Annotated in this window: 23 protein-coding genes and 1 pseudogene; 1 reads left to right on the forward strand and 23 read right to left on the reverse strand. The window is 61.2% G+C overall.

Annotation, left to right across the window (positions count from 1 at the left end):
- Nucleotides 1-26: 26 nt before the first annotated feature.
- The 7 genes from ugpC to IVA87_RS23350 form a co-directional block, all read right to left on the reverse strand.
- The gene (ugpC, locus tag IVA87_RS23320; RefSeq protein ID WP_247277957.1) at nucleotides 27-1,139 is read right to left on the reverse strand and encodes a sn-glycerol-3-phosphate ABC transporter ATP-binding protein UgpC; all 1,113 of its coding nucleotides are present in this window, start codon (nucleotides 1,137-1,139) and stop codon (nucleotides 27-29) included.
- Entirely contained in the window at nucleotides 1,139-1,966 is an 828-nt protein-coding gene (locus IVA87_RS23325; RefSeq protein WP_247277958.1) for an HAD-IIA family hydrolase, read from the reverse strand. Before IVA87_RS23325 ends, ugpC begins: the two co-directional genes overlap by 1 nt.
- Nucleotides 1,959-2,729 (reverse strand): SDR family oxidoreductase, encoded by a 771-nt coding sequence (locus IVA87_RS23330; RefSeq protein WP_247301011.1) that lies wholly within the window; start codon nucleotides 2,727-2,729, stop codon nucleotides 1,959-1,961. The genes IVA87_RS23325 and IVA87_RS23330 overlap by 8 nt, the downstream gene beginning before the upstream one ends.
- The gene (locus IVA87_RS23335; protein ID WP_247335130.1) at nucleotides 2,726-3,667 is read right to left on the reverse strand and encodes a ribokinase; all 942 of its coding nucleotides are present in this window, start codon (nucleotides 3,665-3,667) and stop codon (nucleotides 2,726-2,728) included. The genes IVA87_RS23330 and IVA87_RS23335 overlap by 4 nt, the downstream gene beginning before the upstream one ends.
- Nucleotides 3,664-4,524, reverse strand: a complete 861-nt coding sequence (locus tag IVA87_RS23340; RefSeq protein WP_247335132.1) for a carbohydrate ABC transporter permease — start codon at nucleotides 4,522-4,524, stop codon at nucleotides 3,664-3,666. Before IVA87_RS23340 ends, IVA87_RS23335 begins: the two co-directional genes overlap by 4 nt.
- A gap of 11 nt (nucleotides 4,525-4,535) precedes the next feature.
- Nucleotides 4,536-5,477 (reverse strand): sugar ABC transporter permease, encoded by a 942-nt coding sequence (locus IVA87_RS23345; RefSeq protein WP_247277962.1) that lies wholly within the window; start codon nucleotides 5,475-5,477, stop codon nucleotides 4,536-4,538.
- 81 nt (nucleotides 5,478-5,558) lie between these two features.
- Nucleotides 5,559-6,944, reverse strand: coding sequence for a sugar ABC transporter substrate-binding protein (locus tag IVA87_RS23350; RefSeq protein WP_247335133.1), 1,386 nt, complete (start codon nucleotides 6,942-6,944; stop codon nucleotides 5,559-5,561).
- Between the two features lie 127 nt (nucleotides 6,945-7,071).
- Here IVA87_RS23350 and IVA87_RS23355 point away from each other — a divergent pair, with 127 nt between their 5' ends.
- Nucleotides 7,072-7,254: a hypothetical protein gene (locus IVA87_RS23355; protein ID WP_247335134.1), complete on the forward strand. Its 183-nt coding sequence runs from the start codon at nucleotides 7,072-7,074 to the stop codon at nucleotides 7,252-7,254.
- Between the two features lie 1,587 nt (nucleotides 7,255-8,841).
- Here the strand turns inward: IVA87_RS23355 and IVA87_RS23360 are convergent.
- The 16 genes and pseudogenes from IVA87_RS23360 to IVA87_RS23435 form a co-directional block, all read right to left on the reverse strand.
- Entirely contained in the window at nucleotides 8,842-9,243 is a 402-nt protein-coding gene (locus IVA87_RS23360) for a formyltransferase family protein (RefSeq protein WP_247335135.1), read from the reverse strand.
- Nucleotides 9,244-9,278: 35 nt separating this feature from the next.
- Nucleotides 9,279-10,319 (reverse strand): annotated as a pseudogene (gene hypE, locus IVA87_RS23365) (hydrogenase expression/formation protein HypE).
- Nucleotides 10,316-11,458 carry a hydrogenase formation protein HypD gene (gene hypD, locus IVA87_RS23370; RefSeq protein ID WP_247335136.1) on the reverse strand — a complete coding sequence of 381 codons (1,143 nt, stop codon included), beginning with the start codon at nucleotides 11,456-11,458 and terminating at the stop codon, nucleotides 10,316-10,318. The pseudogene hypE and the gene hypD overlap by 4 nt, the downstream one beginning before the upstream one ends.
- Complete coding sequence (locus tag IVA87_RS23375; protein ID WP_247301001.1) at nucleotides 11,455-11,691, reverse strand: HypC/HybG/HupF family hydrogenase formation chaperone; 237 nt, start codon at nucleotides 11,689-11,691, stop codon at nucleotides 11,455-11,457. Before IVA87_RS23375 ends, hypD begins: the two co-directional genes overlap by 4 nt.
- The gene (hypF, locus tag IVA87_RS23380) at nucleotides 11,691-13,940 is read right to left on the reverse strand and encodes a carbamoyltransferase HypF (RefSeq protein WP_247335139.1); all 2,250 of its coding nucleotides are present in this window, start codon (nucleotides 13,938-13,940) and stop codon (nucleotides 11,691-11,693) included. Before hypF ends, IVA87_RS23375 begins: the two co-directional genes overlap by 1 nt.
- Nucleotides 13,937-14,821: a hydrogenase nickel incorporation protein HypB gene (gene hypB / locus IVA87_RS23385; RefSeq protein ID WP_247335142.1), complete on the reverse strand. Its 885-nt coding sequence runs from the start codon at nucleotides 14,819-14,821 to the stop codon at nucleotides 13,937-13,939. The genes hypF and hypB overlap by 4 nt, the downstream gene beginning before the upstream one ends.
- Nucleotides 14,821-15,162, reverse strand: coding sequence for a hydrogenase maturation nickel metallochaperone HypA (gene hypA, locus IVA87_RS23390; RefSeq protein WP_247277971.1), 342 nt, complete (start codon nucleotides 15,160-15,162; stop codon nucleotides 14,821-14,823). Before hypA ends, hypB begins: the two co-directional genes overlap by 1 nt.
- Nucleotides 15,155-16,249, reverse strand: a complete 1,095-nt coding sequence (locus IVA87_RS23395; RefSeq protein WP_247335145.1) for a nickel-dependent hydrogenase large subunit — start codon at nucleotides 16,247-16,249, stop codon at nucleotides 15,155-15,157. Before IVA87_RS23395 ends, hypA begins: the two co-directional genes overlap by 8 nt.
- Nucleotides 16,246-16,761 (reverse strand): [NiFe]-hydrogenase assembly chaperone HybE, encoded by a 516-nt coding sequence (hybE, locus tag IVA87_RS23400; RefSeq protein WP_247335147.1) that lies wholly within the window; start codon nucleotides 16,759-16,761, stop codon nucleotides 16,246-16,248. Before hybE ends, IVA87_RS23395 begins: the two co-directional genes overlap by 4 nt.
- Nucleotides 16,758-16,958, reverse strand: a complete 201-nt coding sequence (locus IVA87_RS23405) for a rubredoxin (RefSeq protein WP_247335150.1) — start codon at nucleotides 16,956-16,958, stop codon at nucleotides 16,758-16,760. Before IVA87_RS23405 ends, hybE begins: the two co-directional genes overlap by 4 nt.
- Complete coding sequence (locus IVA87_RS23410) at nucleotides 16,955-17,812, reverse strand: hydrogenase expression/formation protein (protein WP_247335152.1); 858 nt, start codon at nucleotides 17,810-17,812, stop codon at nucleotides 16,955-16,957. The genes IVA87_RS23405 and IVA87_RS23410 overlap by 4 nt, the downstream gene beginning before the upstream one ends.
- The gene (locus IVA87_RS23415; protein WP_247335155.1) at nucleotides 17,809-18,252 is read right to left on the reverse strand and encodes a hydrogenase accessory protein; all 444 of its coding nucleotides are present in this window, start codon (nucleotides 18,250-18,252) and stop codon (nucleotides 17,809-17,811) included. The genes IVA87_RS23410 and IVA87_RS23415 overlap by 4 nt, the downstream gene beginning before the upstream one ends.
- 236 nt (nucleotides 18,253-18,488) lie before the next feature.
- The gene (locus tag IVA87_RS23420) at nucleotides 18,489-18,785 is read right to left on the reverse strand and encodes a HypC/HybG/HupF family hydrogenase formation chaperone (RefSeq protein ID WP_247300994.1); all 297 of its coding nucleotides are present in this window, start codon (nucleotides 18,783-18,785) and stop codon (nucleotides 18,489-18,491) included.
- 25 nt (nucleotides 18,786-18,810) lie between these two features.
- Nucleotides 18,811-19,395: a HyaD/HybD family hydrogenase maturation endopeptidase gene (locus IVA87_RS23425; RefSeq protein WP_247335157.1), complete on the reverse strand. Its 585-nt coding sequence runs from the start codon at nucleotides 19,393-19,395 to the stop codon at nucleotides 18,811-18,813.
- Nucleotides 19,396-19,413: 18 nt separating this feature from the next.
- Nucleotides 19,414-20,157: a Ni/Fe-hydrogenase, b-type cytochrome subunit gene (gene cybH / locus IVA87_RS23430; RefSeq protein ID WP_247335159.1), complete on the reverse strand. Its 744-nt coding sequence runs from the start codon at nucleotides 20,155-20,157 to the stop codon at nucleotides 19,414-19,416.
- A gap of 15 nt (nucleotides 20,158-20,172) precedes the next feature.
- The gene (locus tag IVA87_RS23435; RefSeq protein ID WP_247335161.1) at nucleotides 20,173-21,963 is read right to left on the reverse strand and encodes a nickel-dependent hydrogenase large subunit; all 1,791 of its coding nucleotides are present in this window, start codon (nucleotides 21,961-21,963) and stop codon (nucleotides 20,173-20,175) included.
- Nucleotides 21,964-21,972 lie beyond the last annotated feature (9 nt).

The following is a 21,972-nucleotide window of genomic DNA, read 5'->3' on the forward strand; positions in this document are numbered from 1 at the left end:
CGCTTTTTGCACGGCAGGTCCAATAACTAGCCCCAATTTGCGGGCGCGTGCAACCGTCGCAGCGCCTTTCCGTTCGCCATGAAGAGATGGCAGTCCACAGGCGAGGCTGCAAGACGAACCTTGCCAAGCCCCCTGGGGGGCTCGGCCTTTGACGCCTTTGCAACCACTGTTTCATTTCCAGCGTTGCCGTAGATGTATGTGACGCTGCCAAGATGCTCGACAAAATCGACGTCGAGTTCGATTGCGATCTCCTTCCTCACCGCCGAAGACGGAGAGAAATCATCAGGCCGAATTCCGAGCGTGATCGGCTTGCCGACGAGCAATTGATCCGGCTGGACGGGCACGGAGACCGTCGTCCCCGCGTCCAGTTTGACGTCCAGGCCCGCCTCGTGTGCAGCCTCGATGTGGCCGTTGAGAAAATTCATCTTGGGCGAGCCAATGAATCCCGCCACAAATCGGGACGCAGGATTGTGATAAAGATCATGCGGGCTTCCGACTTGCTCAATATTGCCGTCCTTGAGCACGACAATCTTGTCGGCCATCGTCATGGCCTCGACCTGGTCGTGCGTCACATAGATCATGGTGTTTCCAAGCTGCCTGTGCAGCTTGGCAATCTGGACCCGCATCTGCACCCGCAATTCCGTGTCAAGGTTCGACAGCGGCTCATCGAACAGGAACACCTTGGGTTCGCGTACAATCGCGCGCCCAATGGCCACCCGCTGGCGCTGTCCCCCTGAAAGTTGTCGAGGTTTACGATCTAACAGATGATTGATCTGCAACAGCGATGCCGTCTCAACGACTTTGGTATCAATCTCGGCCCTCGCAGCCTTGGCCATCCTTAGGGGAAAGGCGAGGTTCTCTCGCACCGTCATGTGCGGATAGAGAGCGTAGCTCTGAAATACCATGCCGAGGTTACGGTCGGCCGCGTCAACATTGTTGACGACCTCATTGTCGATCAAGAGCCGACCACCGCTGATGCGCTCCAACCCTCCGATCATTCGTAGCAGCGTCGACTTGCCCGAGCCCGATGGTCCAACGAAGACGGCGAATTCGCCATGATCGATGGTCAGGTCGATGTTCCGCAGGATCTGGATGGTCCCGAACGCTTTACTCACGCCTTCCAAACGAACATCGGCCATCACGCTCTCCTCTGTCGCGAGCTTCCAACCAGCGCCGGCGCCACCTCGATCTCCGCCAGACTGGATACGACGAAATCGGGCGGCATCAGTGATGAATCCTCTCGGGGCGGAACGCCGGTGGTCACCAGCACGGTCAGCAACCCTGCACGGCTCCCGGCCTGAATATCCGTCGGAATCTGGTCGCCAATCAGCAATGTGGCACTGCGAGCGGTGCCCAGGCGCGCAAGTGCCGTCTCAATCATGTGCGGCTCGGGCTTACCAACGATCAGGGGCTCAACTTTCGTGGCAGCAGCCACGGCCATGATCGTCGCGCCAGCTCCGGGCTCGAAACCTCCTGCGGTCGGCAAGAGGAGATCGGGGTTGGTACCGATGAACACCGCTCCGTCCAAAATCGCTTCCACCGCAATCCGCATCTTTTCATGCGTGATCTGACGGTCCAGCCCCATGACGACGGCATCAGGTTTCCGATCGGTGACCTCGAGCCCGATGTCGGCGATAGCCTTCACGAGGGATGGCGCGCCGATGACAAATACACGCGCAAGGTCCTGGTATTTCGCGCGGAGGAGTTCGGCGGCGGTGACAGCACTCGTAACAACGTTTGTCGGCGCGATGGCAAGGCCAAACGCCTCCAGTTTGCGGACGACGTCCTCTGGCGTGTGCGTTGAATTGTTTGTCACGAAGCAGAACGGCAGTCCCGCCGCCTGCCATCGTCCAAATACCTGGATAGCATCGGCAATCGCAGCACTCCCGCGATAGACCACGCCATCCAGATCCGAAATGATGCCTTCTATTGGCGGCCAGTTGATGCGAAAGCCCGTGTTAGCCATTCATCAGCATCCCGCCATTCACGTGAACGATCTGCCCGGTCATATAGGAAGCTGCAGGACTTGCCAGAAAGACGGCAAGACCTGCGATATCCTCCGGCACCCCGACCCGCCCCAAGGGAATCCGGCCGCTGTGGCGAGCTTCGGTCTCCTCACGCGGACGTCCATGCATCGGCGTATCGATGATTCCGGGCGCGATTGCGTTCACATTGATGTTGAGGGGCGCGCATTCATAGGCAAGCAGTTTGGTAACGTCGTGAACGATTGCCTTCGACAAGCAATAGTCGGCGCCACCGGCCTGGTAGTTGAAGACTGCCCCCTGTGAGGACAGTGAGGAACCGACGTTGACGATGCGGCCTCCCCTGGCTTGCATGAAGCGCTCGATCGCTAATTTCGAGCATCGCAGAACAGCAACCGAGTTGATCTGGATGGTGCGCTCGATCGTCGCGGCACTGCCTTTTAGGAGCGGCTGGGCAGACTTGATGCCGGCATTGTTGACCAGCACATCGAGCCGGCCAAAGTTCTTGGCAATCTCATCGAGGACCCGGGCGACGTCCTCCTCGCGAGTGACATCCATTGCCATGGGCAGGACGCCGTTGCCATAGCGCAAGCTTGCCAAAGTGTCTCTGAGGTTTGCAAGGTTGGTGTCAGTGGCAAGGACGTTCGCCCCTCCTGCCCTAAATGCATTCACAATGGCAGACCCGATGCCGCCGCCGGCTCCGGTCACGAGCACCGTTCTACCTAAAACTGAGAACTGTTCAGTCATTCCAACTCCAAGATCGTTTGTGACTTCAGAAACTCGTCAACCGCCTCCGCGCTCGGCATGGAGCTTTGAGCGCCGCGCCGTGTCACACAAAGCGAGGCCACGGCCAGCGCCTTCCTCACTGCTTCCCTTAACGGCAGCCGCTGGGCGAGTGATGCGGCGAACGCTCCGTTGAAAGCATCTCCCGCGGCCGTGGTATCAATCACCTTGACGGGAAAGGCCCGAAGCGCAAAAGACGTTTCCGCATCGGCATAGTATACGCCTTGTGCACCCAGGGTGATCAGCGCGGCACTCGGCCCGAGATCAACAAGCCTCATGGCTGCGTGCGCGGCGCTGTTGAAGTCGTACACCTCGATCCCCGTCAGCTCGAAAGCTTCGGCCTGGTTCGGCGTCACGAAATCAACACTTCGCCAGGCCGCCGATGAAAGCCCCGGCCGCACCGGCGCCGGGTTGAAGATGAGCTTAAATTCCTTCTCGCATTTCATTTCGAAGAGCCGATTGAGCGCTCCGATCGGCATGCCCATTTCGGCGACCACGATCGCATCGGGCTCTATGAATTGCGCCGCGCCCTCGATCATATCTGGCGTCACGTTCAGATTGGCGCCAGGGTCGATGACAATCATATTGGAGCCGTCGTCACCGACCATAACCATGGCCGAACCAGAGATCTCGCCCGCACAGATCTTGATGGCATCCGCGCGAACACCTGCCTCGCGCAGCGACTGCAACAGGGAGTGCCCGGCTTCGTCATCGCCAAGACGCGTGTAGAAGTGTGGCTTGAGCCCGAGCCGGGCAGCGGCAACGGCCTGATTGGCGGCCTTCCCTCCAGGGTTGCGGGTCAATGTGCCCATCAGGCTTTCACCCGGCGTTGGCAGTCGCTCGACACTGAAGCAGAGATCGATATTTGTCGTTCCAAAGAACATCAATGGCCTGACACTCATTTTACGGCACCGAAGGTGAGGCCACGTTCGAGGTGACGCTGGCCGATAACGATCAAAATGACGGGAATGATCATTGTCAGGACCAACCCTGCGGCCATGACAGGGTAGAACTGCACGCCGGGGTTGAGCAGCTTGAGAAGAGCCACCGTCACCGGCGCCTTGGTCGAGCTGAGGATGAGACCGAGCGCGAAGTTGTGCCAGGCAAGCAGAAAGATGAGCAACGAGGCACCGATCAGGCCGGGCTTCAAGAGCGGCAGCACGATATGCAACATGACCCGGAAAGGTCTCGCGCCATCCATCGCGGCTGCCTCCTCGATATCCTTTGGGATGTCTTCAATGTAGGAGCGGCTCAGCCAAACCATCATCGGCAGTGTGACGACCTGATAGACCCAGATCATGCCGAGATAGGTGTCATACAGTCCGACCGTCTGGAAAACGCTGAAGAGCGGGATGACGACCAGAAACACCGGGGCAAAGCGAAATCCAAGAATGAAGAAGGCGATATCTTCCTTGAAAGGTATATCCCGCCTCGCCAGAACGTACGCCGCAGGAACTCCCACAGCTAAGGAGACGAGAACGGAGCCGAGCGCTATCACGACACTGTTCGTGATCGGTGTCAGGAAATCGACTTTGATGGTTCCGTAGCTGGTCGCCCCCGCCTTCGCCACATCGAACAAGACACGAAAGTTGTCCAATGTCGGCGAGAACACGAAACTCGGCGGCCAGGCCATGATCTCGGCCTGCTGCTTCAACGACATCGTCACGATCCAGACAAGTGGAAAGGCCAGGATCAATGCGCACAGTCCGACGAGCAGGTTCAGGACCAGATTGGTGGCAGTCGAACGTCTGAAGCGCATGTGTTGCCTTTTCAGCTGACGCGCTGCCGAACGAAGCGCCACAGCTTAACCATGGCGAACGTCCCGACCAGCACGATCATCCAATTGACCACCATAACTGCGGCCCCACGCCCGAAGGCGAGATTCTGGAACGCTGTAATGTAGGCGCGCACTGAAAGCACGGCGGTACTGTTGCCGGGCCCTCCTTGCGTTGTGCCGAAGATGATGTCGAATTGATTGAGGGATTCGATCAACCGAAACACCGCGGCGATCAGAATGTAGGGAGCGATAAGCGGCAGCTCGATGTGCAGGAAGATTGCCCATCCCTTCGCGCCATTGACGCGCGCCGCCTCCCTGATCTCATCATTTATACCCTGCAGGCCGGCAAAAATGATCAACGCGAAGAACGGCGTATAGGTCCAAACGTCGATCAGGACGAGCGAGAACATTGCGGTCGCAGGGTCTGAAATCCAAGCAAAACGGCTGATGCCGGCAAGGGACAGCAGATAGTTCATGATCCCGCTTTGCGGGTCCATCATCGTCGTCCACATGAGCGCGACGCTCATTGGGGGTAGGACGAGAGGCAGGAGAATGACGGGCCTCATCAGGCGCGCAAGGAAGACTTCCGTGGCGAACAGCTTGGCAAGTGCGAGACCGAGCGCGGCTTGCACAAATACCGCCGATCCGGCGTAAACAACGGTCGCGCGGACGCTGTTCCAGAAATCGGCTGTCTTGATCAGGGCTGCGTAATTGTCGAGGCCGATGAAGCGGACCAGCGGCCGCCCAAACTTGAGGTCAGTCAACGATTGAAACACGCCATAGAAGAACAGGAAAAGAAATCCGAGCAATATGATGATAGCAGGAGCGATCGCAGCAATGCTCCACCAGTCGAGACGCGCCTCCTCAAGACCCCTTGCCGCCTCATGTTTTGATGGGGCAAGTTGGCTGGTCGAAGACTGCAGTGTCGCGATCACGTCGGATCCTCGAAGGTCCATCTCATTGACCTTTAACATGTGAAGAGGCGGCAATTACGACTGCCGCCCCTTGCTTATGCTTCACATAGAGGAACGGATCTCTGATGCGAGGTCAGCCAAGGTTGTCTTTACATCGGCTCCATTGACCATCTTCTGCATGGCAACCGCCCAAGCATTCATTGCTTCGGCAAAGCCTACTCGGGGCGTAAAGGCCAATGCAGCCCTCTCCTGCACGCTCTTGAACGTGTCGACGAAGTTGTTGAATTCAGGCTTGGCAGCATATTCGAGCCAAGCCTTGTCGGCCCAGGTGGAGGCGCGCGGAGGGTTGACGAGCTTGCCGGCAACGGCACCATTCAGCTCGACCTGCTTTGACGTTGCCCATTGGATGAACAGCCAGGCCGCACCCTTCTTCTGGGAAGAAGCGTTCATCGCAAGCGACCAGATCCAGATGTTGGATTCGAAGTTCTTGCTGTTCGGAGCACGCAAGGAGGGTGCGAAGGCGATCTTCCCCGAGGCTGGCTTGCCGGCCACGTCGTTCCAGAACCCGAACATGTTGGAATCGATCGCCATCGCGGTTCGTCCTGAGTTGATACCATCGACCACTTGGTACCAGTTGTCGTTGGCAAAGGACGGAGCCGCACATTTCCTGATCATGTCGACATAGTCCTTGTGGAACGCGATCGACTCTGGCGACTCCAGACCTGTCTCGAGCTTGCCATCCTTGATGAGGAAATCATGTACGCCGTAGGATTTGGCAATCGAGATGGCGGCGGTGTGGATGCTGCTCCAAAAGCGGACGCCGCGCACGCCCAACGGCGTAATCGCGCCGTCCGCAGCCTTCAGCTTTTCGCACGCCGCGGACATCTCTGGCGGGGTCGTCGGAACCTTGAGGCCGTACTTGTCGAGGATGTCCTTACGGTAGAACAGCTGGATGTTCTCAAAACCATGCGGGATCGCCCAAACCTGCCCGCTTCCGGGCTCGATCTGGCCCTCCTTGACTTTCCAGGTCAGGGCATCCCGCAGCGCAGGGAAGAAGTCCTTGTAATCATAGCCTGCAGCGGTGAGTTTTGGATCGTTCAGATATCGATCGAGCGGCTCAAGCAACTGGCCCGGCGCGAGATCCCAAGCGGGCTGAATCCCCGTGCCCACGACGTCCCAGCTTGGTGACTTCGTGCTGAGTTGGATCGTCAGCTTATTCCAATATGCGTCGTCCGGATAAAGCTCCGGCGTCACCTTGATGCCGGTGAGCTTCTCGAACTCAGGCAGCTGGGCTGCGACCGCGTCGGCGTACGGATGAATGTCGTAGGCCCAGACGATCGATGCACCTTCGAACTGCCGCCAGTTGATGTCGTCCGCCTTGGCGTGGGTAGACGTCATGGCCGACGCGGCCAAAAGCGTGCAGCATATAAGAGCTTTTCTGACAAAATCGGCAGAATGGCCGCAACCAGCGGCGAGCTTCCTTGGCATGATCCCCTCCGATGGGCTCTTTGGCCCGTAAACCACGCGCCCTCCTCATCCGAAAGGCCGCAGTGGCGGGAACGCTAGCGGTCATTCTTCCGTCGTAACCGGCTTTTCGAACTCAGGTTGGGTAAAATTGAGTAAGGTCAAAAAGTGGATGATTCAGCACAGAATCGCGGATTGGACGCCGGGCCAGACGGGTATTGAAGTTAGAGGCATGGAAGCAGTGATGCTGCACATTTATTCAGCGCATGCAAAACGGCAGGCTAATGATCAGCTTGCCGCGCAGCGTATGCCGGTTCGGCTCGAGCGTCTATGATGACTTCCACTGAACTGCTCAAGAGCACTGAGCGCAAGGCTCGTCAGGGGTTGGGTTGATCGTGCAAATCAATTCCTCGAGTTGCGCTCAAGCAGCCTTCGCGGAGGTCCTGGCCCTAAACAGGCCCTCGCATTGAACGCGAGGACCCGTTTCGATCTACGGGCTCCGCAACCCGATAGAGCGAAGCGTTTGCTGCAACGCGTGATCGATCGTCGATAATTGACTAAGCCTCAGCAGCAGCAGTTCATTCAACGAGTTTATTTGGCATTGAAGGTTCTCGCGCACGCGCCGGTCATCAACGCTCCCAGTCATGCTCTCAATGGTCCTGAGACATTCGCGCAAACTCTCGATGCTCCGTCGCAATGTTTGACAGTGTCTCCTGGTCTCTGAGATCTGGTTTCTCTCCTCGAAAGGAACAGAGATGATGTTTGCCCCCGCAACTTCGGACGAAGTCTCAGCTGTATCCATTTGATTCCTTCATTTCGGATTGTGCTGCCCGTTGATCTTCCTTCAGGACGGTGGAAGCGCCTACTAGGCAGCTTTAGGGTACGCGAACCATCATCAGGAACTTCTCGACTCGGGTCTTCAGTCGCCGCTGTCGTTGGACTGCCTCTGTGCCAAGACAAGCAGCTGGATTAAAGCCGAACAGGCGTCCGTTGCGCCGCGTTTGACGTCGGCAATGCATGCCATTGCCGCCTTACGCTCCTGCTGCACGTTTCGGGAAATGCCTTTGCGTGGCTGGCTACCCCCTGCTCTCAACTGCAGACGGGATCGCCATGAGATTTCCGAGACCCGGCTTATGATCCCGCCGATCTTCTGGATTGCGAGGGAACCTACGGCCGACTGCATATCATCGATTTGTGGACTGATCTCGCCAGTCTCAAGCCGTCCGCAACCGACGAAGCCATTTATGGTCGGCTTCCCGCCGCTCCCTGAACCGGTCGACGCATTTCTTGGAGCAAAGTGCCGTTCGCCAGCTGTAGTAGCGTACGAGCCCAAACCTTCGACCGCACATTGCGCAGAACTTTACTGAACCGTGCTGGGAACGATAAGAGCTATCGTGCATTCTCGCCTCCTGTCGGCGTTACGTGGGCGCCTCCTGCATCTTCTTCACCGCAGCACTGACCTACGGGACGACAATGCCAAGCCTCTCGGCGCACGATTGGCGCAAGAGTCTGAGTGCGCCCTCCTTGGCGACCGGAACATTCAATTTGAGTGCTTCGCCGTGACTGCTGAACCTAACGATACCTGAATCTTAATTGATGCAACAAACAGGGTCTTAACTGTGAAATCCTGCGCTCTGACCCGCATTCTCGGCGCAAATCAACAGATCGAGCCAGTAGGGCGCGTATAGCTGCATCGCCTGGCGCAGGGTGCGCCAGTCTTTTTAACTGGCGAGATCCGATATCCCCTGGCTATGAGGTCGGTGAGATGTAAACTTGAAGGCTGCTTTGGCGAAGCCGAAGCGCCTGCCTTCGTCAGAAAAGCATGCGGAGCAGATCGAATCCCGCCTTGGGAGCCCCCGCCTGCATTCGATGAGACAGAGGCAAGATGGGCGAGATTGCCAACGGCGATTATTGTTTGAAATCATCGCAGCGGAATGACGCTTTGAACGCGGTCTGCAGCGTGTCCGTGGTTAGGGAAGAAAGCCAGCGCAATCGCTCGAGCCGACAAGACCCAGATCGGACCGGCGTCGAACTCGCCATCCGCCTGCAGCACCGTGACACCCCACTCCGCGACGCCCTCGAGAATGGCCCGGTCGAGAGCCGCAGGACCGCGGTCACCTGGCGGGCCGGGGTGCACGATGAGGCAACGCACGCCAGCCAGACATCGTCCGGGATCGGCCTTTTCAAGAACGGCGCGATAACGAGGTCGGCGGATACAGCGCAACACTTCGCGGGTCACGTCGGGATGGATATCGAGCTCGACCGAGATCTCATGGTTACGCTCGCAGAGTTCGACATGCAGCCGCTGCGTCAGGTTGTTCAAGGAATGCGACAAAAGCAGAATGCGCATCCTGAGCCTCAACAGATCCGAGGTAATTGTTCGCCCGACAGCCAGTCGACGATCCTTCCGCCGCCAAAGCTCGTCGCCATCTGCACGAAATGGTGGTCGTCTGCCACGGCCTCGCCGATCTCGGCGGCATCACGGCCGAACGGATGCACCCGCATCGCCGCAAGCACGGCTGCTGCAACCTCGGGCGCCACGATCGCTGCGAGCTTGCCTTCGTTGGCGACGTAGAGCGGATCGAGCCCGAGCAGTTCGCAGGCCGCAGCAACACCTGGCTTCACCGGGATCGCCGCCTCCTGAAGTCGGAAGCCGAGGCCGGACTGCTGGGCGATCTCGTTCAGCGTCGCGGCGAGCCCACCGCGGGTGGGATCGCGCATCAAACGGATGCCCTTGCCGCCGGCCGCCAGCATGCTCGCCACGAAATCATGCAACGACGCGGAATCAGAGACGATCTAGGTCTCAAAAGCGAGGTTCTGGCGTTTGGACATGATGGCGACGCCATGGTCCCCGAGCGTTCCAGAGATCAGGACACGATCGCCGACGCGGGCATTCCCAGCAGAGAGGTCGAGCCCGGCAGGCACGACACCGACCCCGGCTGTCGAGATGAACAGGCCGTCGGCCTTGCCGCGCTCGACGACCTTCGTGTCACCGGTGATGATGTAGACGCCCGCGGCTCGCGCAGCCTCGCCCATGGAATCCGCAATCATCTTCAGGTCGGAGAAACGAAAACCTTCCTCGATGATAAAGCTCGCTGAGAGATAGAGGGGCCGCGCGCCGGCCATGGCGATGTCGTTGACCGTGCCATGCACGGCGAGCGAGCCGATATTGCCGCCCGGAAAGAACAGCGGCGAGACCACATAGCCGTCGGTCGTCATCACCATGCGCCCGGCGCCGACATCGAACGCAGACTGGTCGTTGCCGCACGCCAGCCATTCATTGCCGAAGGCCTCGTGGAACAGGCCCGAGATCAGTTGCAACATCGCGCGGCCACCGGATCCGTGGGACAGGTCGACGCAGCCGTTCCTTATGTCGAGCTTGCGCTGATGGGCTTTCATGACGCGCGCCGTTGCTGATGATCGCGGAAGCGGCCGTAAGTCCAGTGTGCCGCACATGCACCCTCGGACGAGACCATGCAGGACCCCATCGGCGTCTCCGGCGTGCACACCGTGCCGAACAGCTTGCAGTCGACCGGCTTCTTCACGCCGCGCAGGATGGCGCCGCATTCACAGGCCGGACTGTCGGCAACGCGAAGCTCGTTCATGTCGAAGCGGACCTCGGCGTCGTATTTGGCGTACGCCCGCTTCAGCTTGAGCCCGCTATAAGGCACTAGGCCGAGACCGCGCCACTCGAACTGATCGCGCAGCTCGAAGATGTCGGAGACCTCCTCCTTGGCGCGCAGATTGCCGTCACGGGTCACTGCGCGGCTATACTGGTTCTCCACCTCATGCCGGTGCTCGTTGACCTGCCGCACCAGCATCAGGATCGCCTGCATCATGTCGAGCGGCTCGAAGCCCGCGATCACCACCGGCTTGCCGAATTCTTCGGCAAAGAACTCGTAAGGCTCGGTGCCGATGATGGTCGAGACATGGCCCGGCCCGACGAAGCCGTCGATCTCGACGCGGCCGATATTGCGGATATCGGGGCTTTCCAGGATGTTCTGCATCGCCGGCGGCGTCAGCACATGATTGCAGAACACGCTGAAGTTCTTGAGCTGCTTCTTCTCAGCGAGCCGGATCATCACGGCGGTCGGCGGCGTCGTGGTCTCGAAGCCGATGGCGAAGAACACGACCGCGCGGCCGGGAATTTCTTCCGCAACACGGATTGCATCAATCGTGGAATAAACCATACGGACGTCGCCGCCGCGCGCCTTCGCCTTCAGCAGCGAGCCACCCTGCGAGCCCGGCACCCGCATCAGGTCGCCGTAGACGCAAAGGATCACGTCCGGCCGCTCGGCGAGCCGGATCGCCATGTCGATGCGTCCCGCTGGCAAGACGCAGACAGGGCAGCCGGGGCCGTGGATCATCCGCACGTTCTTCGGCAGCATGTCCTCCAGCCCGTAGCGGGAGATTGCATGCGTGTGGCCGCCGCAAAATTCCATGAAACGATAGGATTTTTCCGGATCGGCCTCCGAGCGAATCGCCTTCGCCAATCCCAGCGCGATCTCCTTGTCGCGAAACTCGTCGGCATATTTCATTGCGCGGCCTCCCGGCTTTCGGCGCCGATTTCACGCAACAGCCCCAGCGTCCGCTGCGCCTCCTCCGGATCGATCTTGGTCAGGGCGTAGCCCACATGGATGATCACGTAGTCGCCGACGGCGAGGTTTTCGATCAGCGCCACCGAGATCTCCTTGCTGACGCCATCGATCGAGACGACGGCCATGTCGTCGGGCAGGAGCTTTGTGACCTCAGCAGGTATCGCGAGACACATCAGGCGTTTCCTTCCGGGCCTTGCTGTTCGAGGAGTTGGAGCGCGGCGACCCAGGCCTGCCCGAGGCTAAGGCCGCCGTCATTGGACGGCACCTGGCGAGGCAGCAACGGCGAGAGCCCGGCGGCGACGCAGCCGCGCCGGATCTCGCTTGCGAGGATCGCGTTGAGGAAGCAGCCACCGCTCAGGATGACGGTCGTTACGCTGGTCTCCAGTGCCGCGCGCGCGATCCAGTCGATGCAGGCGGCGGCGAAGGTGCCATGGAAGAGGTCGGCCCCATCGACCGGATCGACCGCAAGGCGCTCGAGCAAGGGGAAAAGAGACAGCACGCCATTCTCGATCGTCCAGCCGTCCTCCGCGAGGCGCGGTGTGCGGACACGCGCTTCCAGCTTCATTGCGGCTTCGCCCTCGTAACTCTGCACCGGACAGAGACCAAGCAGCGCCGCCGCCGCGTCAAACAGCCGGCCGGCGCTGGTCGTCGTCGCCACGCCGGGCTGGTCGAGCATAGCGCAGAGACGCGCAGCCTGCGGCTGCATCGCAAAGCGCTTCGCAATCGCGTCGCCGCGCCGCAAGGCGTGCAGCACGCTCGCGGCCATGCGCCACGGCTCGCGCGTCGCGCGATCGCCACCGGGCATCTTCATCGGCGCCAGATGTCCGAGCCGCCGGAAGCGTGCACCATCGCACGAGAGCAACTCGCCGCCCCAATTGCCACCGTCGCTGCCATAGCCGAAGCCGTCGAGCACCAGCGCCAACGCTGGCCCTGCGACGCCATGTTCCGCCATCACGGATGCCGCATGGGCATGGTGATGCTGGACCGCGATCAGCCGCCTCCCGCTGGCTTCGGCGAAACGGGTCGAGGCCATGTTCGGATGCAGGTCATGGGCGATGACAACCGGCTCGATGTCCAGCGTCGAGAGCAGGTGATCCACCGTCTCCTCGAAAAAGCGAATGCCTTCCGCGGTGTCGAGATCGCCGATGTGCTGGGAGACGAAGGCTTCGTTGCCGCGGATGACGGTGACCGTCGACTTCAGCGCGCCGCCGACCGCAAGCACCGACGGGACGGACTTCGCGAGTCTAATCGGCTCGGGAATATAGCCGCGGGCGCGGCGGATGAACTGCGCTCGGCCCGCGACCACCGACACGACAGAGTCGTCCGCGCGGGTGACGATGTCGCGGTCATGCGTGACGATCAGGTCGGCGATGCCGGCAAGCCGCCGTTTGGCCTCGTCATTGACGACCACCAGCGGCTCGCCGCCAGGATTGGCGCTGGTTGCCACGATCGCCCAACTTGCGCCGTCCGCTCGCGGATGCGCCGAATTGAGCGCCTTCAGCACAAGATGATGCAGCGGCGCGACGGGCAGCATGACGCCGATCCGCGACAGCTCCGGCGCAATCGCGGGCGGGAGCATATCGCGGGATCTCATCAGCACGATGGGCCGCGGCGAGGATTCCAGCAGCGCGAGCCCGACCCCATCGATTTCAGCGATCTCGCCGACCACATCCGTCGAACCGACCATCACGGCGAACGGCTTCTGATTGCGATGCTTCCGGCGCCGCAGACGCCACACAGCCGCATCTTCACGGGCATTGCACAGCAATTGATATCCGCCGAGCCCCTTGATCGCGACGATCCTTCCATCAGCGATCGCAGTGGCGATCTGCTTGGTATCATGACTGATCCTTGGCCCACAGCGCGGGCAGGCAATTGCTTCGGCGTGGAAGCGACGGCTCGCCGGATCGGCATAGTCTGCTGCGCAGGCCGTGCACATCGCGAAGCGTCTCATCGCGGTGGTACGGCGGTCATAGGGCAGCCGCTCGGCGATGGTGTAGCGCGGGCCGCAATGGGTGCAATTGACGAAAGGATAGAGATGGAAGCGGCTCGCCGGATCAAACAGCTCGCTCAGACACTGCGGACAGGTCGCGGCATCGGCGGCGATCCGGGTCGAGACCTTGCCCTGCTCACTGACGCGGATGTGGAACTCGTCGCTTTCGGTGATGCCGACCGGTTGCACGGAAATCTCGTCTATCCGAGCCAGTGGCGGTTTTTCCAGCGGCAGCGCATCGACAAAATCGGCGGCGCGGTCGCCCTCGACCTCGATCACCACGCCACCGGGATCATTGGCAACGAAGCCGCCGAGCCGATAGCGCGCGGCGAGGCCGTAGATGTAGGGACGAAAGCCCACGCCCTGCACGGCGCCGCGCACCTGCAGGCGCAGCCGTGTTCGGTCTCGCGCCATGGCCTCGCCGCTCATGCTGATCCCGACACGGCCATCTCGCTCGGCTTCATCTGTGCAATCCGCTTGCGAATCCAGGCATAGAATGCCGCAAAACCCTCACCGGAGCGCGCCGACACCGTCGAAACCTCAATCTTCGGACTGACCCGGCGCGCATATTCGATCGTCCTTGCAAGATCGAAGTCGAGTACGGGCGCAAGATCGATCTTGTTGATCAGCATCAGAGAGGAGGCTGCGAACATGTCCGGATATTTCAGCGGCTTGTCCTCGCCTTCCGTGGTCGAGAACACCACGATCTTGCAGGCCTCGCCGAGATTGAACGCCGCGGGACAGACGAGATTACCGACGTTCTCGATGAAGAGGATGCCGCCGTTAAGCCAGGGCAAGCGGTTATAGGCTTCGCCGACCATGGCGGCATCGAGATGGCAGCCCTTGCCGGTATTGATTTGGATCGCCGGCACGCCGGTCGAGCGGATCCGTTCGGCATCGTTGGAGGTCTGTTGATCGCCTTCGATCACGCCAATCGGAAAGCTGTCCTTCAGCTCGGACACGGCACGAACCAGAAGCGAGGTTTTTCCGGCGCCGGGGCTCGAGACCAGGTTGAAGACGAGCACGTCGTCGGTTCGGAAGCGCGCGCGGTTGTCGGCGGCAAGCCGATTGTTCTTGCAGAGAATGTCGCGATCGACCTGGATGATGCGGTCGCTGCTCATGCCGGCGATCTGCTGGCCTGCCGGATTGGCGCTGCAATCGACCAGCCCGCTATCACCGGGCGCGTGATCATGATGATGGTGATGGTCGTGGCTGTGCCCATGATGATGCGAATGATCGTGCTCATGGGAATGATCATGGGTGTGTTCGATGGACGCTTTGGCATCACTGCAACCGCATACCGTGCACATCAATCGACCTCCAGCTCCCTCACGCGCATCTCTTCGCCGCCGGTCGCCTGCAATTGATAGCTGCCGCAGGACGGACATGGCTCATAGCGCTGCTTGATCTCGACGCCTTTGGAGCAGGCCATGCACCAGGCCGCCCCCGGCGTCTCGACGATCTCGAGCCTTGCCCCTTGCGCAATGGTGGGCGCGGCGACGGCCTCGAAGCAGAACTTCATCGCCTCAGGCGCAACATGGCTGAGCGCACCGATCTCCAGGCACACGACGTTCACCCTAGCGAAGGCGCGCTTGCGCGACTCCTCCTGGATAATCTCGATGATTCCTTCGCACAGCGCTATCTCATGCATGGCCGATCTCGCGGAAGCTGAGGCTGAAGCCGACGCACGGATCGAACGAGCTGACGAGCGTGCGGACCGCATGCAGCCCCTGCCGGCCCCCGGCGAGAACGGATCCCTGGAGGCTGCGAACCAACGGCCCGCGGGCATGGAAATTCCACTCCGTCGGGGCCAAGAATTCGAAGCGGACGATGCGGTCTTCATCGTCGAGCTCGACGGCATGATACAGCCGGCCCCGCGCGCATTCGACGGCACCCGCGCCTCTGCCGGTCCCCAGCCGGTAGCTCTGGAGGACGGCGTCCTCGACTGTCCCATCGTCCGCCTCTAGGAAGGCGCAGAGCCGCGCCACTTCCGCGATCCGCGCCTTCAGACGCTCGGCGGGCCCCGCGCCCGGCGGCAGGATCGGCTCACGCCCAACCCGCCGTGCCCAGACGCCGGTCTCCGGAATCCGGCCATGGAGATCAGGCGCATCGGAGAATATCGCGCCATCGGCAAGCAGCCGCATAACGATTTCGAGATCGTCGGCTGCCGACAGGAATGACTCTTCGACCACCGGCGGCAGCAAGGCATGCCCATCGAAATTCGCAAGATGTACCGCCAGCGCGCTGCCGGCCCCGGGGGTTTGCTCCTCGCTCGCGATCCCGAGCGCGGCGAGCGATGCCCTGATCTTCGCCACCGCCTCACGGCGCGAGACCGCCTCCCCGCGCTCGGCGATGCTGCCACCCAGAACGGCCGTGGCCTCCATCATGGCACGAACGGCTGCGGCGCCGGGGCCGTCAAGCGTGAGACGGCCAACGAACAGGCCGCGCAACAATTCGGTCAGGCGTTCGGCGACGACAGCGACGACGCGACCGTGCTCGATCTCGAGACTGGCATGCTCGCCCCGCGCCGCCTCGACCGCGGACAGGAAAGCTACCTGATGCGCCATTGAGCACAGGGAGAACAGACGCGACAGCACCGACGGCAGTGACGAGGCCGGCTTTCCCGCGAACAAGCGCGTCAACGGCGGCCGGCTGCGCGGCCGGATCGCGACGTCGGCAATCGTGCCGCCGGCGAGCCACACCGTGATGTCGATCTCGTTGCGGAAGGCCAGACTCATCCGCACCGCTCCGTCAGAACACCGCGCAGGAAGTTACGCCGATCGATCGGGCTTGTTGCGGGCTCGCGACGACGGACCGCCTCCTCGCTGTCGGCCGGCAGCATCAGCTCGGCGAGGGTCGCTTCGGCCGTCGCCCGCGCGGCGACCATGTCCACGAACTGGAACATCGGCGAGAACAGCGAGCAGCTCGCGATCAGGCCCATTTGTCCGACCTCGCTGAGAGTGAATTCGATATCGCCCGCAGGGAAGCGCATTTGCAGGCTCGGGCCCGACGTATCCCGCCGGATCGCGCTCTCCGGCATCACCACGTTCATGAACCAGGGCGTGACCATGATGCCGATGATCGTGCCGTTGAACCAGCGGAAACCGACCGCTTCGACGCCGAGCGCGTCGTTGTAGATCGGCAGATCGCGCATCGCGCGCTCGCCGATCTCCCGATAGCTTCCTGCCAACAGCTCGCCCCACGCGTCGGCGTCGGCAACGCTGGCAGGAATTTGCGCATCAGCCGTCATGACTCGATCGCCATGAACTTGGATTTTGGAGAGTCGCAGTTCGGGCAGCGCCAGTCTTCCGGCAACGCCGCGAACGGAGTGCGGGGCTCGATCTGTGCCACCCCGTCGCCATCAGTGGGGTCATAGACCGTCCAGCAGATGCCGCATTCCAGCCGCGTGACATCGGCGACGTCCTGGCGCTTCTCGAACCCGCTCATTTGAAATAGGCCTCGATGATCTCCTGAAGCCGCTCAGCCGAGTCCTCGAAGTCCTCGTCAGCCGCAATCGCCACCGTCGGCACGCCGCCGACCTCCAGCGTATCGAGGATGATGGCGTCCATGGCGTTGAAGAACTGCACCGACCAGACATTGCGGATGCCCGTGGAGAGCACCCGGCAGCTACCATAGCCGCGAGAAGCCAGTTGGATCGGCCCGTTCTTGATCGTGTCCTGGAGAAAACTCATGTCGACCAGGCTCATCGGCAGCAGCGTGAAATTGATGATCTGCGAGCGGATGCCCGGCCGCCATGCGAGCGCCCGCTCGCGGATTTCCGCAAGCACCGGCAGCACGTTCATGGCACCTTCGGGGGCCTGCCCGATCTCGAAATCCGCAGCCGTGAGATCGGCAGCCGCGCGCTTCACGATCTCCGGGATCGGCCCGACCTCGAGATATTCGTGATTGGCGTCGAGCCGCACGCGCCAGATCCCGGCCAGCACAGATTCCTGGATCTGCGCCAATGATCCATCGGGCAGCGCAACGACGGCGGCCACTTCGCCCTCGCCCATCACGTCGGCGATCAGCTTGCGCTCGAGATCGTTGAGATTGCCAAGCCGGAACAGTTGCGTCGGCATGTCGGCCTTCTGGCTCGCGATCGCTGCGGCCACCTTCGACAACAGCTCGATGGCGTTCGGGCAGATCCTGGCGAGTTCCGCGCTGTCGAGCTTGGCAAGCTTGACCAAGGCACCGGCCGCGGTCAGACTGCCGCTCGTCGCGTTCAGGTTCTCATCGCCGATCGGAAACACGTTGATCGGCTGCTCCGCGCCATCGGGCGCAGTCCAGAAACCCGCTTTCACAGTTCGACACCTTGGCGGTATTGGGGAACGACGGTTGTCATGACAACGGCGTGCGTGCCGCGCGGACGGTCGATCAGCTTGGTGATGCGGTCGACATAGATCGACCAGTCCTGGATCTTCGCGATCAGCCCGGGTGTCTCGCCCTTGGCGACGAAGATCAGCGTCGGCTGCACGCGTACGCCAAAACGCTGGCCGAGTTCGCTCTCGGCACCGCGGGCGATCATCGCGGCACGCAACCGCCCCTTGAATGCCTCGATCAGCTCCGGCAGCACGACCGCGACGTCGGTCGCCTCCGGAAAACGCGCGGGGTCTCCTGCCGACAGCAACACGGCGATGGCGCGGGCCTCGTCGGTCGTATTCAGAAAACGATCGACCGTCGCAGCATCCACCTCCGGCAAGCCACGCCGCGCCAGTTCCTGCCTTCCCTGCTGCAATTTCATCAGACCTCCCCTGACAAGCTTATGATTCTGCTGGGAATAGGGATCAGCAAGGTACGTGCCAAGGACGGTTATCACCTTTCCTGATTTATCTAGTTGATTTGAATCATATATTTCCACGACAGAAGATGCATCAATCCCAGGACGGAAAGCTAATTTCCATATCGGATGAATGAACCTAGCAGATAGAAATTTATCTTCCGGCGAGGACGCGGGCTCTCGCGGAGCGGGCTGCCGCCCTAATCAAGCCGGAGATGCTCGGGCAGTTGCGGCTCGCGGTCAATGAGGTCGGCGAAGAAGCGATCGCAATCCTCGCCATTGATCGCCGCGCACAGACCGTCGATCGCGGCGCCGATCAGGCGCGCCTCGGCCTCATGCAGAAGCCGAACCGCGGTGTCGATAAAGACCAGCACCCTGGCACCGGCCGGCGGGTCCGAGAGCAGCAGCATCGAAACGCGCCGCTGCTCGCCTCGGAACTCGCACAGCGCCGATATCCCGTCAGTCTCAACGATCGTCATCGGCAAGCCGAGGCACATGGCGGATCTCCGATGGTGCAGCCGGTCAGGCCGGCCGCCCCCTCATCTCGTAATGCTGATGATCGATGTCGTTGGCGAGCAGCCGCTCCGATTCTGCCAACGGCGCGGTGCGCGGCATCACCTCGACGCCCCATTCGGCCAGGATCTCGCAACCAAGCTCGAGCGCCGGCGCGATCTGATCGCGCACCGGCTGTGTCAGCGGGCCACCCCAATCCTCGAGGTCGAGCGGCTGGCAGCCGATCAATACGAGATGTCGCGGACAACGGCCAAGCAGGTCGGCCGCGCTGATGACCTCCTGGAAGCCGGTCTGGTGCAAGCTCATCTTCTTGGCGCCGGTGAAACGCGGCACCTCGTCGTCGCGAACGAGCTTCAACTGCCCGGGCTCGAGCCCATAGTCGATCGCGTCGAACACGATCAAACGATCCGCATCCTCCAGGTAGTTCACGAGGTAGAGCCCCTGCGTGCCGCCGTCGAGAATGGTGACGTTGTCGGGCACGGCGTAGCGGCGGTGGAATTTCTCCACCGCGCGCACGCCAAAGCCTTCGTCGGCCCACAGGATGTTGCCGATGCCGAGCACCAGGATGCGGTTTGCTTGCGAAGATGTCGGCATCGGTATCATTCCAGTTTCTCAGTCGCGGAATTGCCGCTCGCCGGAGATCATCGAGGAGACGATGCTCTGGCGCGACATGATGTCCTCACGGACCGCGGCGTAGATGTGCACCATCACGAACACGACCAGCGCCCACATGCCGAGATGATGCCAGGTGTGAACGTCCTGGCTGTTCGGCCAAATCGCGAACACCCAGCCGAACAGCTTGTGCTGCCAACTGTCGATACCCGCACCTTCCGAATAGAGCGCAAAGCCGGTAACGATCATGAACGCCACGAACAGCGTGAAGCCCGTGAACATCGCGGTCCGCGCCAGCGGGTTGTGGCCGACATACATCTTCGGCTCGCGCTCCAGGAACGCATACCAGCGGATTTCATGCAGCACTTCCTTCCAGAAGTGCTTGCGATGCACCGGCAGATAGAAAATCTGCCGGGAATAGTGATCTCCGACGAAGGCCCACAGAATGCGGGCAAGGAAGAACACCGCCAGCACCTGCCCCGCCGCGAAATGGGCAAAGCGGATATAGCCCATCACGAAGTTCGCCGAGGCCTCCCCCTCGACCGACGGCAATGGCGTTCCGATCAGATAACCGGTCACCATCAGCACGATGATCGAGAACGCGTTCACCCAATGGCAGATCCGCACCGGCGCTTCGTAGACATAGACGGCGGGACGGCAGACCCCATGTTCGCCGGCCGCATCGGCCGCTATCGCGGAGAGGTCCGGCTCGGCTTCCGCCGGACGTGCAGCTACATCCATCATGGCGTTTCCCCTGCTTCACCTGACCTTGACGCTGGCCATTTCCTGGCCGTCCGGACTCATGACATGCGTGGAGCAGGCCAGGCACGGATCGAAGGAATGGATCGTGCGCAGAATCTCCAAAGGCTGCTCGGGATTGACCATCGGGGTGTTCATCAGCGAGGCCTCGAATGCACCGATGTTCCCTTGCGGATCGCGCGGTGAGCCGTTCCAGGTGGTCGGCACCACGCACTGGTAATTGTCGATCTTGGTTTCCTTGATCTTGATCCAGTGCGCGAGTGCGCCCCGCGGCGCCTCGGTGAAGTCAAAACCCTTGGCCTCCTTCGGCCAGCTCTCCGGCTTCCACTTGTCGACGTTCGCGGTCGAGCTGTCGCCGGCCTTGATGTTGGCGACGAGCTTGTCCTGGAAGTAACGCATTTGTCGTCCGGCCCAGACCGACTCCAGCGCGCGCGCCGCCGTCCGACCGAGCGTCGAGAACAGCGCCGATAGCGGAAGGTCCATATCCTTCAGGAACTTGTCGACAGGATCCTTGAACTCGGCCTTGTTCTGCGCATAGCCCACCACCCAACGCGCCAGCGGGCCGACCTCCATGGCGTGACCCCGCCAGCGCGGCGCCTTGATCCATGAATATTTTCCGCCCTCATCGAGCTGCTCGATCGCGGTCTTGGTGCCTTTCGCATTGGGCCCCAGCACGTAGTTCGGCTCGGTTACGCCGTCCCAGGGATGCAGTCCCTTGGTTTCGTCGGGATATTTGTACCAGGAGTGAACCACGAACTCCTGGATCTCATCGGGGTTGGCATGATCGACGGGAAGCACCTCCGAGAGATTGCCGTTTATGATGGCGCCCCGCGGCAGCTTCAGGCTCTTGGAGGAGTAGTCGTTGGCGTGTTCCGGCACGTCGCCATAAGAGAGTACGCTCTTGCCGGAAAGACCGCCGCCGTAGAGCCAGTCCTTGTAGAACGAACCGATCGCCGCCACGTCGGGCAGGTAGACCTGCTCGTTGAACTCGATCAGGCGATCGATGATCGACGAGATCAGGTTCAGGCGCTCGATGTTGATGGCACCGACCGCGCCCGTGCCGTCGACGTTGATCGGAGAGGGCACGCCGCCCACGAGCCAGTTCGGATGCGGATTCTTGCCGCCGAAGATGGTTTGGATCTTGACGATCTCCTTCTGGAAATCGAGCGCCTCCAGATAGTGCGCGACCGCCATCAGATTGGCCTCAGGCGGCAGCTTGTAGGCCTTGCTGCCCCAATAGCCGTTCTTGAAGGGCCCCAACTGCCCCGACTCGAAGAACTTCTTGAGACGGGTTTGCAGGTCCTTGAAGTAACCTGGCGACGACAACGGCCAGCTCGAGATCGACTGCGCGAGCGTCGAGGTTGCCCGCGGGTCGGCCGAAAGCGCGCAGACCAAATCGACCCAATCCAGCGCGTGCAGGTGATAGAAGTGAACGACGTGGTCGTGCACCTGCAAGGCAAGCTGCATCAGATTGCGGATCGAATTGGCGTTCTCCGGAATGGTGATCCCGAGCGCGTTCTCGACCGCGCGCACCGACGTCAGCGCGTGCGTGCCGGTGCAGACGCCGCAGATCCGTTCCGTGAACGCCCAGGCGTCGCGGGGATCGCGATCCTTCAGGATCACCTCGATCCCACGCCACATCGTGCCGCTGGAGACTGCGTTTCGGATGACGTTATCGGCGTCGACATTGACCTCGACGCGCATGTGACCTTCGATACGGGTCACCGGATCGACGACGATGCGCTTGCCGGAATTGTCGCGATTGAAGCCGTTGGGAGTCTGGATACCCATGATTTTGCT

This window comes from Bradyrhizobium sp. 147 (assembly GCF_023073935.1).
Taxonomy (GTDB): domain Bacteria; phylum Pseudomonadota; class Alphaproteobacteria; order Rhizobiales; family Xanthobacteraceae; genus Bradyrhizobium.

Bases quoted from the DNA above. Each gene is read 5' to 3' on its own strand.
- ugpC (WP_247277957.1), bottom strand. From the start codon at position 1,139: ATGGCCGATGTTCGTTTGGAAGGCGTGAGTAAAGCGTTCGGGACCATC.
- IVA87_RS23325 (WP_247277958.1), bottom strand. From the start codon at position 1,966: ATGGCTAACACGGGCTTTCGCATCAACTGGCCGCCAATAGAAGGCATC.
- IVA87_RS23330 (WP_247301011.1), bottom strand. From the start codon at position 2,729: ATGACTGAACAGTTCTCAGTTTTAGGTAGAACGGTGCTCGTGACCGGA.
- IVA87_RS23335 (WP_247335130.1), bottom strand. From the start codon at position 3,667: ATGAGTGTCAGGCCATTGATGTTCTTTGGAACGACAAATATCGATCTC.
- IVA87_RS23340 (WP_247335132.1), bottom strand. From the start codon at position 4,524: ATGCGCTTCAGACGTTCGACTGCCACCAATCTGGTCCTGAACCTGCTC.
- IVA87_RS23350 (WP_247335133.1), bottom strand. From the start codon at position 6,944: ATGCCAAGGAAGCTCGCCGCTGGTTGCGGCCATTCTGCCGATTTTGTC.
- hypD (WP_247335136.1), bottom strand. From the start codon at position 11,458: ATGAAATATGCCGACGAGTTTCGCGACAAGGAGATCGCGCTGGGATTG.
- IVA87_RS23375 (WP_247301001.1), bottom strand. From the start codon at position 11,691: ATGTGTCTCGCGATACCTGCTGAGGTCACAAAGCTCCTGCCCGACGAC.
- hypF (WP_247335139.1), bottom strand. From the start codon at position 13,940: ATGAGCGGCGAGGCCATGGCGCGAGACCGAACACGGCTGCGCCTGCAG.
- hypB (WP_247335142.1), bottom strand. From the start codon at position 14,821: ATGTGCACGGTATGCGGTTGCAGTGATGCCAAAGCGTCCATCGAACAC.
- hypA (WP_247277971.1), bottom strand. From the start codon at position 15,162: ATGCATGAGATAGCGCTGTGCGAAGGAATCATCGAGATTATCCAGGAG.
- IVA87_RS23395 (WP_247335145.1), bottom strand. From the start codon at position 16,249: ATGAGTCTGGCCTTCCGCAACGAGATCGACATCACGGTGTGGCTCGCC.
- hybE (WP_247335147.1), bottom strand. From the start codon at position 16,761: ATGACGGCTGATGCGCAAATTCCTGCCAGCGTTGCCGACGCCGACGCG.
- IVA87_RS23405 (WP_247335150.1), bottom strand. From the start codon at position 16,958: ATGAGCGGGTTCGAGAAGCGCCAGGACGTCGCCGATGTCACGCGGCTG.
- IVA87_RS23415 (WP_247335155.1), bottom strand. From the start codon at position 18,252: ATGAAATTGCAGCAGGGAAGGCAGGAACTGGCGCGGCGTGGCTTGCCG.
- IVA87_RS23420 (WP_247300994.1), bottom strand. From the start codon at position 18,785: ATGTGCCTCGGCTTGCCGATGACGATCGTTGAGACTGACGGGATATCG.
- IVA87_RS23425 (WP_247335157.1), bottom strand. From the start codon at position 19,395: ATGCCGACATCTTCGCAAGCAAACCGCATCCTGGTGCTCGGCATCGGC.
- cybH (WP_247335159.1), bottom strand. From the start codon at position 20,157: ATGATGGATGTAGCTGCACGTCCGGCGGAAGCCGAGCCGGACCTCTCC.
- IVA87_RS23435 (WP_247335161.1), bottom strand. From the start codon at position 21,963: ATGGGTATCCAGACTCCCAACGGCTTCAATCGCGACAATTCCGGCAAG.